At 62.6% G+C, this 12798-nt stretch carries 9 protein-coding genes and 2 pseudogenes; 4 read left to right on the top strand and 7 right to left on the bottom strand.

What is annotated here, in order from left to right; all coding sequences use genetic code 11:
• Positions 1-15 precede the first annotated feature (15 nt).
• From HS961_RS04050 to HS961_RS04040, 3 genes are all read right to left on the bottom strand, one after another.
• Complete coding sequence (locus HS961_RS04050) at positions 16-1356, bottom strand: hypothetical protein (RefSeq protein ID WP_182326496.1); 1341 nt, start codon at positions 1354-1356, stop codon at positions 16-18.
• A 152-nt stretch (positions 1357-1508) separates the two neighbouring features.
• Positions 1509-3023: a rhomboid family protein gene (locus HS961_RS04045; RefSeq protein WP_182326495.1), complete on the bottom strand. Its 1515-nt coding sequence runs from the start codon at positions 3021-3023 to the stop codon at positions 1509-1511.
• A gap of 121 nt (positions 3024-3144) precedes the next feature.
• Positions 3145-3882 carry a transporter substrate-binding domain-containing protein gene (locus HS961_RS04040; protein ID WP_182326494.1) on the bottom strand — a complete coding sequence of 246 codons (738 nt, stop codon included), beginning with the start codon at positions 3880-3882 and terminating at the stop codon, positions 3145-3147.
• A gap of 215 nt (positions 3883-4097) precedes the next feature.
• Here HS961_RS04040 and HS961_RS04035 point away from each other — a divergent pair, with 215 nt between their 5' ends.
• Positions 4098-4775, top strand: coding sequence for a TetR/AcrR family transcriptional regulator (locus tag HS961_RS04035; RefSeq protein WP_238347778.1), 678 nt, complete (start codon positions 4098-4100; stop codon positions 4773-4775).
• Positions 4772-5209 (top strand): DUF417 family protein, encoded by a 438-nt coding sequence (locus HS961_RS04030; RefSeq protein ID WP_182326493.1) that lies wholly within the window; start codon positions 4772-4774, stop codon positions 5207-5209. Before HS961_RS04035 ends, HS961_RS04030 begins: the two co-directional genes overlap by 4 nt.
• A gap of 92 nt (positions 5210-5301) precedes the next feature.
• On the opposite strand, the pseudogene HS961_RS04025 reads toward HS961_RS04030, so the two are convergent.
• Together HS961_RS04025 and HS961_RS04020 are read right to left on the bottom strand one after the other, a co-directional pair.
• Positions 5302-5541 (bottom strand): annotated as a pseudogene (locus tag HS961_RS04025) (transposase); the annotation flags it as partial.
• Between the two features lie 73 nt (positions 5542-5614).
• A complete protein-coding gene (locus HS961_RS04020; RefSeq protein WP_238347776.1) occupies positions 5615-6613 on the bottom strand; it encodes a Fic family protein in 999 nt (332 codons plus the stop codon).
• 200 nt (positions 6614-6813) lie between these two features.
• Between HS961_RS04020 and HS961_RS04015 the strand changes: the two are divergent.
• Positions 6814-7206, top strand: a pseudogene (locus HS961_RS04015) (transposase); the annotation flags it as partial.
• Positions 7207-7302: 96 nt separating this feature from the next.
• Here the strand turns inward: HS961_RS04015 and ssb are convergent.
• Entirely contained in the window at positions 7303-7893 is a 591-nt protein-coding gene (ssb, locus tag HS961_RS04010) for a single-stranded DNA-binding protein (RefSeq protein ID WP_182326490.1), read from the bottom strand.
• Positions 7894-8086: 193 nt separating this feature from the next.
• Complete coding sequence (locus HS961_RS04005; RefSeq protein ID WP_182328109.1) at positions 8087-9286, bottom strand: MFS transporter; 1200 nt, start codon at positions 9284-9286, stop codon at positions 8087-8089.
• Between the two features lie 332 nt (positions 9287-9618).
• Here HS961_RS04005 and uvrA point away from each other — a divergent pair, with 332 nt between their 5' ends.
• Positions 9619-12768, top strand: coding sequence for an excinuclease ABC subunit UvrA (uvrA, locus tag HS961_RS04000; protein ID WP_182326489.1), 3150 nt, complete (start codon positions 9619-9621; stop codon positions 12766-12768).
• Positions 12769-12798 lie beyond the last annotated feature (30 nt).

Raw genomic sequence — 12798 nt, 5'->3', positions numbered from 1 at the left:
AAAACAAGCAGGCCCTTAGGCGGGTGCGGCAGGCGACTGCGCCTCGCCTGGCAGCTCATCGCGCAAGATCCAGGCGGCCTCCTGGGTCGAGGCATGCGCGGGGTAGCGGATCTTCATGCGCATAAACACCCGCACGGCCTGGTCCGGCTTGTTCGCGCCTTGCTTGAGCACGCGCACCGTCAGCTCCAGCGCCTGGGGCACCAAATCACTGCCGGCATAGGTTTTCTCAAAACCATGCAGCAAGGCCAAGGTATGCGGCAGCTGCATGCGCTTCCAGGCCGTCTGCGCCAGCGCCAAGGTGTGACTGGCGTTGACCAGGCGGAAGCCCTTGTCACGCTTGTAGCAACTGCCCCAGACCTCCAGTGCATCGCTGCTGCGCTGCTTTTGCAGCAAGAGCGCGATGTAGCTCTGCGCATGGCGCGCCAGCTCGTCGGGCTTGTCGCTGAGCTTGAGCACCCGGTGGTAGCGGCGCTGGTCAGCCAGGCTCTCGGGCTCGCTGCGCTGCCATTCGCGGGATTCGGCCAGCGCGGCCTGCATATTGCCGTCCTGCACCAGCTGGGCCACCTGGGCATCGCGGCGCTGCGCCAGTGCGGCTTGCGGGTCCAAGACCGGCGCGCCGGTTTCGGCCTGCGGCCCTTTGTCCGGGGTAATGCCCAGGTCCGCATGGTTTTGGTACATCACATAGCCGATCATCGCGGCGATCACGCCATTGAAGTAGATCACCACAAAGGCCAGCAAGGGTGCCAGCAGCGCCTGGGGCATCACCGTCACCAACAGCGCAAAGGCCATCGGCACGCCCTGCATCAGCAGGAACAAAAACAGGCACAGCAGGCCATAAGGCAGACCAATGGCCCCCATGGTGCTGAGCAGCATGAAGGGGTTGATAGCAGCGCGCAGGCTGCCGCTGGTGATCAGCACCATCAAGGTGGCGGGGATCAGAAAGGACGAGAGCAGATCGCCCAGCGCTGCCAGCCCTGGGCTGACCCGGGCGAGCATGCCAATCAAAAAGCCATGCACCAGCAGCACGCCGAAGAACTTCCAGGGCAGCACCTTGAGGTCGGCATCGCAGGGGTAGTCGTCGTAGTCATTGCTGTCGAGCACGCCATGCGAGGCATAGGCCGCAATCTTGAACGCGTGCCGGCTGATCGCCAGCAGCAGGCCCACCGCAACGGCAAAGCCGATCAGCAGACCCCACATCAGCATATAGGCGCAGAGCGACAGCACCAGCGCATACAGCAAGGGCTTGCGCTGCAGCGGAAACAGGAAAAAGCTGTTGAGCTTGCGCCAGAAAGGCTCAATCACCCATTGGGCGCTGTCAACCTCGTCGTCTTGCTGTGGAGAACGCAATGGGCCCATGGCCAGCCTTTCTGTCTGCACCCCCGCCGGCGCAGCTTGGCAGCGATCATAAGGCATGGCTTCACCAAAACTTTACACGGAGCTGACGCATAGGGGTGCTGCCGAAAGCCAATGACTAAGGCCGACTGCCGGTACGGCCTTGTGTAGTTCTTTTAGGTCCTTGCCTGGCTGAGCCAGCGCGTCACCGGTTCTTGCGGTGCGGCGCGTTGCAGTGCTGGCAGCCAGCGCCGGGCGTCGTCCAGTCGGCCGGCTTTGGCCAGGCCATTGGCCACCAGCGCCAGGGTCGCCGGCCAGTGCGGGTGGTCGGCAGCGCTCTCCAGCTGCTGACAGACCTTTTGCGCATCGTCCCATTCACCCAGCCGCACAAAGCTGCGCGCCAGCGCATGCAGGCTGTTGTCGCTGATGCGCGGGGCGGGCCGGGCGCGGTCCACATAGGTTTGCCAGCTGTGGTGCTGGAGTCGGCGCAGCGCGTCCGTGTTGGCTGGCAGCTTGAAGATCGCGCGGGCCGCTCGGTGAAAATCCTCGCTCGCCGGCGCATGGCGGGCGCTTTCAAACCAGGCGCGCAAGATGGCGGCATCGGTCGGGGCCAGCTTGGCGGCCTGGCGCCAGGCGGGCGCGGCTAGCTCAAAGGCCAGCGCATCGGTGTGCTTTTGCGCCCGCTGCACCGCAGCGGCCAGCGCATCGCTCTGCGCCTGGGCTTGCTGCTTGTCACGGGCTGCCACTTCGACCACCGACTCCTTGCGCCGCAGTTGCAGGTACAAGGCCATCAACAGGCCGCCGGCCAGCAAGCCGCCAAAGTGCGCCATATAGGCGACGCCCTGCTGCCCCAGAAAATGCTGGCCCAGCTCAAAACCCATCCACACCGGCAGCACCACCAGCGCAGGCCAGGTGGCGTAGTTGAAGTAGAACGCGAACATGTAGAAAAAGCGGATGCGCCGCATGCGGTAGAGCACCACATACATGGCCATCAGCCCGGCAATGGCACCCGATGCGCCCAGCCCATAGCTGCCGGAGCCGGCATAGAACAGGCCCGCAAACAGCGAGGCACTGACACCGGCGACCAGGTAGAAGCAGAGGTAGAGCCCGGCGCCCAGCGCCATCTCCAACGTAAAACCAAACAGAAACAAAAACACCATATTGCCCAGCAGATGGCCGGTGCTGCCATGCAAAAAGGTGGAGGTCAGTGCCTGTAGCGGCTGCAGCCCGGCACCGGCCTCATAGCTCATTGCCCAGCGCGTGGTGAAGGGCTTGGGCTCCAGCGGCGCAAAGCGGGCGCGAGCGGCCTGCCATTCGGCATAGTCGGGGTCCGCCGCTGTGATCACCTCACCGGCCAGCAGCTGGCGGCGAAAACGCCCATCCTGCTGCATCAGCATATAAATCTGGCCGAAGTCCTGTTTCTTTTGCAGGCCCTGCACCATGCGCACCATCTGGGGCTGGATGCGGCTGTCGGGATTGCGGCTTTGTGCGTCGAGGTACTGCACAAAAGCCGGCACCTCGATCGCCGGCAGCGCCGTATGCGCATAGGTTTTGGCTGCGCGCTCGGCGCCCCGCTCCTCACCGCCCTGCCAGACCCAGAAAACCAGGCAGTTGATTGCAATCAACAGCACCGTCATCCAGGGCGGCGATTGCCAGGAGGGCTTGTTTTCCAGGGGGATGGCGATGAACATGGCGCCTATTGTGCAGTGGCGCTGCGCCAGCGGGTAGCGCCATGGCGCAGGGCTGCGTGTACCTGCTGCCGCAGTGTTGGATTTTTGCGCTAGCCGGCCCTGGGGGCTGGGCCAACCACCATCACTGCCGTGCCGCCGGCGCCACCACCGCGCCTTGCACTTGGTGCTGCGCCAGCGCCTGGGCCACAAAGCCGCTGGCCTTGGCCTCCTCCACAAAGTCGGCCAGCCACTGGATGGCGGCATCGCACCGGGTCTTGGGCAGGCCCATGGCCTGCTGGATCAGCATGAAATGCCCGGGCAGCATGCGCAGCCCAGGCTGGCTGGCCACTGCTGCCTGCAGCTGCACCTTGACGCCCGCCGCCACGTCGCCGCTGGGCTGCAAAAACACATCCACCACCGCTGGCGATGTCGGTGCCCGCAGGATGCGAGCGTTTTTCAGCGCCCGGCTCAGGTAGAGGTCATAGGCACTGCCCTGGCCCACCACCACCTCGTGCCCGGCGATATCCACCTGCGCGTTGTCGGTCAGCGCCGAATCGCTGCGCACCATGTAGGCACCCTCGATCAGCACATAGGGGGCGGAGAAACCAATGCCCGCGCCGCGCACCGGATCCACCGCAAAAAAGCCGACATCGGCCAGGCCCTGGGTGACCGCATCGACCGAATGGGCAGCGGCCTCAAACAGCTGCAAATCCAGCGGCAACCCCAGCTGGGCCGCCATGCGCGTTGCCAGATCGACGGAAACGCCTGCGCCCGAGCCATCGGCCCGTTTGTGCGCCAGCACGGGATTGCCCACATTGATGGCCGCGCGCAGGCGGCCAGTGGGGGCGATGAGGGAGGCGATAGCGCTGGTGTCAGTCATGGCCGCTTTCAGGGAAGTTGAACAAAGGCGGAACCTGCCGACCTGGTCGCGATGGCCTGCCGGCAGCTACTGCATTCTCCGCCTACTGGATACCAGCCGACCACCAAAACCACTGCGACGGGCGGATCGAACAGCGACGCTTGCAGTCACAGCGCCATATGCAGCCCGTACAGCCGGGACAGCCGGCGCTGTTTACGCCTAGATTCATATAAATTTTGACAACCTACCTTCTAGTAGGTAAATTTGATTTATGCATCAGTACCTACAAATTCATTGAAATAACTGAAACCATGTCCACCCAGGAAAAAATCATCCAGCTCACCAACACCTTGGTGCAGCAGCGTGGCTTCCAAGGATTCAGCTATGCGGATCTAGAGGCCGGTATCGGCATCCGCAAAGCCAGCATCCACCACCATTTCCCGAGCAAAACGGACTTGGGCTTGGCGTACTGCGACTACAAAACCCAGCAGTTCCAGGAGCTCGCTGCAGCGCTGCGGCAGTTGCCTGCCGGAGTGCCAAGGCTGAAGGGCTATCTCGACGCGTTTGCCGATTGCGCAGCGCAGGGGCAGATGTGCGGCGCCTACGCCATGCTGACGGACAGCCATCTGCTGCTGCCAGAGCTGCAAATAGCGGTCTACCGACTGGCACAGACAGAACAGCACCTGCTGCAAGACATCCTGGCCACGGGCCAGCACAGCAAGCAACTCCATCTTGCTCAGCCTCCTGCAGCGATGGCCATGGTGGTCAGCTCGGCCCTCAAGGGTGCCCTCTTGCTCAACCGTGTTCCGCCCCATGCGGCGTATGCCGACGCCGTCACCACCATCATCCGCTGGCTCAGCGCGGACACCGCCTCTTCACACCCCACCCCACACCCCAACCAGGAGACTTCATGAAAAACGCCCTCCACCGCTTTGTCCATTCCGATGCTGACATCGCCCTGCTGCGGCTGTCCGTCATCTTTATATTTGCGCTGTTCGGCACCTTCAAGTGGTTTGAGTTCGAGGTCAACGAGCTCCAACCCCTCATATCCGCCACCTGGTTGAACGTTCTCTACACGCTCTTCGGCGTCCATGGCGGCAGTTATTTCCTCGGCGTTGTGGAAACCATCGCATTTCTGGCGCTGATGGTGGGCTTTAAAAAACCAGTCTTCGGCATCGTTGGCGACATCATCGTCATCGTGACGGGCATCACCACCTTGAGCCTGTTGCCCCAGCTGACGACCCTGGATGGCTTTATCGTCAAAGACGTGCTGCTGATCGGCGGCGGCGCCGTGCTGCTCAAGTTCGATCTGCGCCGGCACTGGGCCCGATACAGCCCAGCACCCTAGACAGCGCATCCGCGCTGACGGCACATGGCAGAATCTGAATCGCCCCGGGTTTGAACTGGCCCCCAGAAATTGGACGGTCACGATGCCACCGATCAGGCGGTGTTTCTCAGCCGGTATCCCACCGGGCTGAGCCCTTGCAACCCGAGTTTGAGGCGCTCATGGTTGTAGTAGTGGAAGTAATCATGCACGCCAGCTACGAGCGCATAAATGCTGTTGGGTTTGCCGAGATGGAAGTACTCCGCTTTCAGTGTGCCGAAGAAGCTTTCAATCGCCGCGTTGTCGAAGCAGTTGCCTTTGCGGCTCATGCTTTGCTTGAGTCCCATCGACTGAAGCCGTTGCTCTAAACTCGCGAAATTCTCATTGGTATTGGCCCATTCTTTCCCCTCAAGCTCTTTTGCTTATCCATTAGGGCGTCGTCAAAATTCCGGTCAACGCATGGTTAATGTAGTAGTTGCTGCGCCCCACCTTCTGCTTTAGCAAAAAGCCTGTCTTCGTCAGAGCATCCAGATACTTGGTCGCCGTCAACCGTGATACCTGCAGGTCGTTCTGCATGAACTCAATCTTGGTGTAGGGATGCATAAACAAGCTGTTGATGAGGTCTTGGCTGTAGAACTTGTGCTGCTCCCGAATGCGGTGCTTGTAGTCAAACAAGGCATCCCGAATAGCAATCACCTTCTTCACTGTCTGCTGGGCTGTCTGCTCCACCGCCTCTAGCATGTACAGCACCCAGTCCTCCCACGCATCGTCGTCACGCACGGCCTGCAGCAGGCGGTAATACTCAGCCTTGGTTTGCACAATATGGTGGCTCAAGTACAGCACCGGAATGTCCAGCAGCCCCTCTTTAACCAAATACAGCACATTCAAAATGCGCCCCGTTCGGCCATTGCCATCATAGAAGGGGTGAATGCTCTCAAACTGATGGTGAATCAGCGCCATCTTGATGAGCGCGTCTACGGGCACTGCACCGGGGTCGTTGATGGCCTGCTCCAAATCACGCATCAGCGCCACGATGGCATCCGGCTCCTGCGGCGGTGTATACACCGTGCGCCCTGCGCCATCCTTCAAGGCCGTGCCGGGCAACTTGCGAAAGCCTGCATGGTTGCGCTCCAGCTCACGTTGCATCTCAATCAGGTGGTTGGCTGTCAGCAAGCCAGTCTCTTTCACCAGCCGAAAGCCCGTGTACAACGCCTGCCGGTAACTCAGCACCTCTTTGCTGGCGGCAGACAGTTGGTTCTCCGGGGACACATCGTCTTTGAAGAGCTCATCGTGCGTGGTGACAATGTTCTCAATTTCTGAGCTGTCCTTTGCCTCCTGCAAACCCAAGGTGTTGATGAGAATGCCTTGATTGGGTATGGCCGAAGCAATGCCCTTCAGCTCCGCCAGCTTGCGGCTGGCGCTGGCCAACTTCTTGAGAATGGGGGCCGTGTCAAAGCGCTCGGCCCGCAGCGCGGCAAGGGATTCCATGAGGCTAACAGAACATGTATAGAAAACGCTAATTCTTATACATATCGCCGCCCACGTGTATAGAAAAGCTGCGTTTACTGCACCTTTTCGTGCAATGCAGCTGCCATCTGCATAGCTAACTGCGGTTTCCTATACACATTGACCTGCCAGCTCAAATCCCAAGCAATGAAGAGATAGCCAGCCTTACCAGTGATGGAGCGTACGACACCCAGGATGCACAAAAGGCGTGCTACCTGCGGGGAGCCATTCCAATCATCCCGCCACGCAAAGGAGCGAAGCTGCCCAAAGGGCTGGCATTTGCTCACCGCAATGAAGCGGTCAAGGCGTATGGGAGGCTGGGGAGGGCTATCTGGAAAAGATGGAGCGGCTATCACCGAAGGTCTCTGGTAGAAACCAAGATGAATTGCTTCAAACGCCTGGGCAAGAAGGTGATGGCCAGGACGTTTGAGCGCCAGGTGGTTGAGCTCAATATTCGTGCGTCAATCCTCAATCAATTTACCGCGCTGGGCACGCACCAGCCGGTCGCTGCTGCGAAAATCAAAAATTTTGCAGCCTATCAACGGCAATTAAAAAAGGTCCACAGCGTACGCGCCACGGACCTTTTATTGACAAATCAGGAAAGGTAGGCTCTAGAACGGAATATCGTCGTCCATATCGTCAAAGCCCGACGCAGCGCGTGGGGCCGGCGCGGGCATTGGAGCCGGTGCAGGACGGGGAGGTGGCGCCTGGCGGGGTGCGGCGGCTGGGGCCATGGCCGGTGCCGGGGCGCGGCGCTGGAAGTTGCCTGCGGGAGCACCGCCACCGCCACCTTGGTCGCCGTAGCCGCTGTCGCCATAGCCGTAGTCATCACCACCGCCTTGGCCACCAGGGCCGCCCTGGCCTTGGCGGCTGCCCAGCATTTGCATGGAATCGGCACGGATTTCGGTGGCGTAGCGCTCTTGGCCGGTGGCCTGGTCGGTCCACTTGCGGGTGCGCAGGCTGCCTTCTACATAGACCTGGCTGCCCTTGCGTAGGTACTGGCCGACGATTTCAGCCAGGCGGCCATTGAACACCACGCGGTGCCATTCGGTGGCTTCCTTGTTCTCACCGCTGTTCTTGTCGCGCCAGCGGTCAGTGGTGGCGATGGTGACGTTGGCCACCTGGTCGCCCGACGGGAAGGTGCGCATTTCCGGGTCGCGGCCGAGGTTGCCGACGATGATGACTTTGTTGACGGATGCCATGGTTGCAGTATTTCCTATTAAAAAATGGGCGCCTACTATGTATTGGCAGTGCTGCAGGCATTGCAGCACGTCAAAGCGCCCATCACTGAGATTCAGGGGCGTATCCTACCCCAAAGCGGCCGGGAATTTCTCGGCAGGTGCGCGCAGCATTGGCAGCAAGGGGTGACAGCGCCACCCCTTGCCCAGCCAGCGCTTACTTTTGTGCAGCGCCAGCCCCAGCAACGCTGCGGCCCAGCGGTTGCAGCGGCCAGGTCAGCACCAGCCACAGCAGCGCCAGCGCGCTGGTGGCGATGAACAAATCCGTCACGCTGCCCCAGCGGATCAAGGCCCCGCCCAGCGCTCCGCCGGCAAACAGGCCTAGCGACTGCAAGGTGTTGTAGCTGCCCAGGGCCGCACCGCGCAGCGACGCGGGTGCCATGCGCGAGACCAGGCTGGGCTGCGTCGCCTCCAGCGCATTGAAGCCGCAGAAGAACACAAACAGCAGCACGCCCATCAGCCACAGCGTGGGCGCATGGCCCGAGGTGGCGACCAGGCCCAGAGCGATCTGCACCAGCGCCACCAGCGCGATTGAGCCCAGCAAGGCGCCGCGCAGATAACCGCGCCGCTCCAGCGCAAACAGCCCGCCCATCAGCACAAAGGACAGCAGCACCGCCGGCAGGTAGACCTGCCAGTGCGCTGCCTTGGGCAGGCCGGCAGCGACCAGCATGGCCGGCACGGCGACCCACATCGACATCTGCACGGTATGCAGTACAAACACGCCAGCATTGAGCCGCACCAGATCCGCATGGCGAAACACGTCACGCAAGCCGCCGCGCGCGCCGCCCCGGTGCTCCAGCGGCTCAGGGGGCACCACCCACAGCACCACCACAATACCGCCCAGCGCCAGGCCACAGGTCATCAAAAACAGGCCGCTCAGGCCGATATGCACCACGAGCAGCGGGCTCAGCACCAGCGCCAGCGCAAACATCAGGCCGATGCTGGCGCCTACCAGGGCCATGGCCTTGGTGCGCACCTCGTCGCGGGTCTGGTCGGCCAGCAACGCGGTCACGGCCGCCGACACGGCACCGGCGCCTTGCAGCGCCCGGCCCAGCAGCAGGGTATGCAGGTTACCGGCTAGCCCCGCCACCAAGCTGCCGGCGGCAAACACCAGCAGGCCCAGCACAATCACTTTTTTGCGACCAAAGCGGTCCGAGGCCATGCCCAGCGGCAGCTGGCACAGCGCCTGGGTGAGGCCATAGACGCCCATGGCCAGCCCCACCAGCGCCGGGTCATCGCCGCCGGGGTACTTGTGGGCCTCCAGCGCAAACACCGGCAGCACCAAAAACAGGCCCAGCATGCGCAGGGCAAAAATCAGCGCCAGGCTGAAGCTGGAGCGGCGCTCTGCCGGCGACATGGCCGTGGAGGAGGAAGAAACGGAGGAGAGAGACAAGGGCGATACGCAGGCAAACAAGGGACGGGCGGCCACAACGGCCAGCGGCAAGTGTAGGGCGCTGCCGCAAGCCCTGCTGGCAGACGGAATCTCCACAGCGGGGACTTGCTCTCAAAAACAATAGCTAATACTTCAGACCCACTCTCAATTTTTCGACAATTATGCAGATAGGCAGCTGCCAAAATGCCCCGCCATTCTGGTGTTTATCCGCCAACCCAGTGCAGCGATAGCCGGGGTATTGCACAGCTGACAGACAGGCTGGCTATCATGAGGGGTTTTGGACCTCGCCGCCGCACATGCCCCCACGCACACCCTCTGCCCCCTCCGCTGCCATCGATCTGCACCATGAACTCGGCGTGTCCGAGGCACGCCAGGACGACAGCCGCTACCTGGGCGCGCGGCTGGCGCACAGCCGCATAGCGATTCGCGGCGCGCGCACCCACAACCTCAAAAACATTGACCTGGACATCCCGCGCCACCAGCTGGTGGTGATCACCGGCTTGTCGGGCTCGGGCAAATCCAGCCTGGCTTTTGACACCTTGTATGCCGAAGGCCAGCGCCGCTATGTCGAGAGCCTCTCGGCCTATGCGCGCCAGTTTCTGGGCCGGCTGGACAAACCTGATGTCGACCTGATCGAGGGCCTGTCGCCCGCCATCTCGATCGAGCAGAAGGCGACAAGCCACAACCCGCGCTCGACCGTGGGCACGGTCACCGAAATCCATGACTACCTGCGCCTGTTGTATGCCCGCGCAGGCACGCCGTTTTGCCCCGACCACAACCTGCCGCTGGCGGCGCAAACGGTCAGCCAGATGGTGGATGCCGTGCTGGCCCTGCCCGAAGACACCAAGCTGATGATCCTGGCGCCGGTGGCGCGCGGCAAGAAGGGCGAGTTCGTCGAGTTGTTTGCGCAGATGCAGGCCATGGGCTATGTGCGCTTTCGGGTCGATGGCCAGATGTACGAGCACGAAACCCTGCCCGCACTGGCCAAGAACGAGAAACACGATGTCGATGTGGTCATCGACCGGGTCAAGGTGCGCGCCGGGCTGCAGCAGCGCCTGGCTGAAAGCGTGGAAGCGGCCTTGCGCGTGGGCGGCAACGAAGGCAATGGCCGGGTGCTCGCGCTGGAGATGGATACGGGCGTGGAGCATTTGTTCAGCAGCAAGTTCTCTTGCCCGGTCTGCAGCTATGCGCTGGCCGAGCTGGAGCCGCGCCTGTTCTCCTTCAACTCGCCCCAGGGCGCCTGCCCGTCCTGCGACGGGCTGGGCCTGCATGAGGTGTTCGACGTCGAGCGGGTGGTGGCCTTCCCTACGCTCAGCCTGGCCAGCGGCGCCATCAAGGGCTGGGACCGGCGCAATGGCTACTATTTTGCGATGCTCGAAAGCCTGGGCCGCCACTACAAGTTTGATATCGAGCAGCCCTTTGAGAGCCTGCCCGAGGCCGTGCGCCAGGTCGTACTGTACGGATCGGGCGACGAAGAAATCGCCTTCAAGTACGAGCTGGCCAGCGGCGAGAACGCCGGCAAGATGGTCACCAAGAAGCACCCCTTCGAAGGCATTCTGCCGAACATGACGCGGCGCTACCGCGAGACCGACTCCAGCATCGTGCGCGACGAACTGGCCCGCTACCAAAGCGTGCAGCCCTGCCCCGATTGCCATGGCGCGCGCCTGCGCCGCGAGGCACGCTATGTGCGCGTGGGCGATGGCGACCAGGCCCGTGCGATCCAGGACATCAGCCAGGTCACCCTGAGCGAGGCCTATGCCTGGTTCAGCAGCGTGCAGCTGAGTGGTGCCAAGGCCGACATTGCCGCGCGGGTGATCCATGAAATCAGCACCCGGCTGCAGTTCCTCAACGATGTGGGCCTCACCTACCTGAGCCTGGCACGCAGCGCAGAGACCCTGTCGGGCGGCGAGGCGCAGCGCATTCGCCTGGCCTCGCAGATTGGCTCGGGCTTGACGGGCGTGATGTATGTGCTCGACGAGCCCTCGATCGGCCTGCACCAGCGCGACAACGACCGCTTGATTGCCACCTTGCAGCACCTGCGCGATATCGGCAACAGCGTGATCGTCGTCGAGCATGACGAGGACATGATGCGCGCGGCCGACCAGATCATCGACATGGGCCCGGGCGCCGGCGTACACGGCGGCCAGATCATGGCCCAGGGCCGCTATGCCGACATCTGTGCCAACCCGCAGTCGCTCACCGGCCAGTACCTGAGCGGCCAGAAATCGATTGCCGTGCCCACGCGCCGCACACCCTGGCTGCCGGTGCTGGCCAGCACCATGGGTGCGCCTGTGGGCAAACCCGCTGCCGATAAAAGCAGCTCGCAGTTCCCGGCCGTGCGCATCGCGCTGGAGAAAAAGCCCAGCGGCAAAGCCACCAGCACCAGCAGCACCAAGAGCCACAGTGTGCTGGAACCCGCGCCGCTGACCCGCGTGGACCCGCATGCGGTGCAAAGCCTGCGCCTGGTGGGCGCCAGCGGCCACAACCTGCGCGATGTGACGGTAGATTTCCCGGTTGGTTTGTTCACCTGCGTGACCGGCGTCTCGGGCTCGGGCAAATCCACCCTGGTCAACGACACCTTGTACGCCGCAGCGGCCCACAAGATCAACCGCGCCCAGGGCGATGTCGCGCCCTACCAGGAGATCGAAGGCCTGGACTATTTCGACAAGGTCATCAATGTGGACCAGAGCCCGATTGGCCGCACGCCGCGCAGCAACCCGGCGACCTACACCGGCCTGTTCACCCCCATCCGCGAGCTGATGGCCGAGACCAACACCGCCAAGGAGCGCGGCTATGGCCCGGGGCGCTTCAGCTTCAATGTTGCCGGCGGACGCTGCGAGGCCTGCCAGGGCGATGGCATGGTCAAGGTGGAGATGCATTTTCTGCCCGACGTTTACGTGCCCTGCGACATCTGCCACGGCCAGCGCTACAACCGCGAAACCCTGCAGGTGCAGTGGAAAGGCCGCAATATTGCGCAGATCCTGGAGATGACGGTGGAAGACGCGCACGACTTCTTCCGCGATGTGCCCACCATTGCGCGCAAGCTGCAAACCCTGCTGGATGTGGGCCTGAGCTATATCCGCCTGGGCCAGAGCGCGACCACCTTGTCGGGCGGCGAGGCCCAGCGCGTCAAGCTGGCGCAAGAGCTGTCCAAGCGCGACACCGGCCGCACGCTCTACATCCTCGATGAGCCCACTACCGGCCTGCACTTTGCCGATATCGACCTGCTGCTCAAGGTGCTGCACCAGCTGCGCGATGCCGGCAACACGATTGTCGTCATCGAGCACAACCTGGACGTCATCAAGACCGCTGACTGGGTCATCGACATGGGGCCGGAAGGCGGCGCTGGCGGCGGGCAACTGGTAGCACAGGGCACGCCTGAGCAGGTGGCTGCCAACCCGGCCAGCCATACGGGGCGCTATTTGGCACCGTATCTGCCGCGCTGAGGCGGTTGCGGCGATTCAAGCACCCAGACA

The sequence above is a fragment of the Comamonas piscis genome (assembly GCF_014109725.1).
In the GTDB taxonomy this organism is placed as follows: Bacteria; Pseudomonadota; Gammaproteobacteria; order Burkholderiales; family Burkholderiaceae_C; genus Comamonas; species Comamonas piscis.
This window is presented reverse-complemented; position numbering and strand designations above follow the sequence as displayed.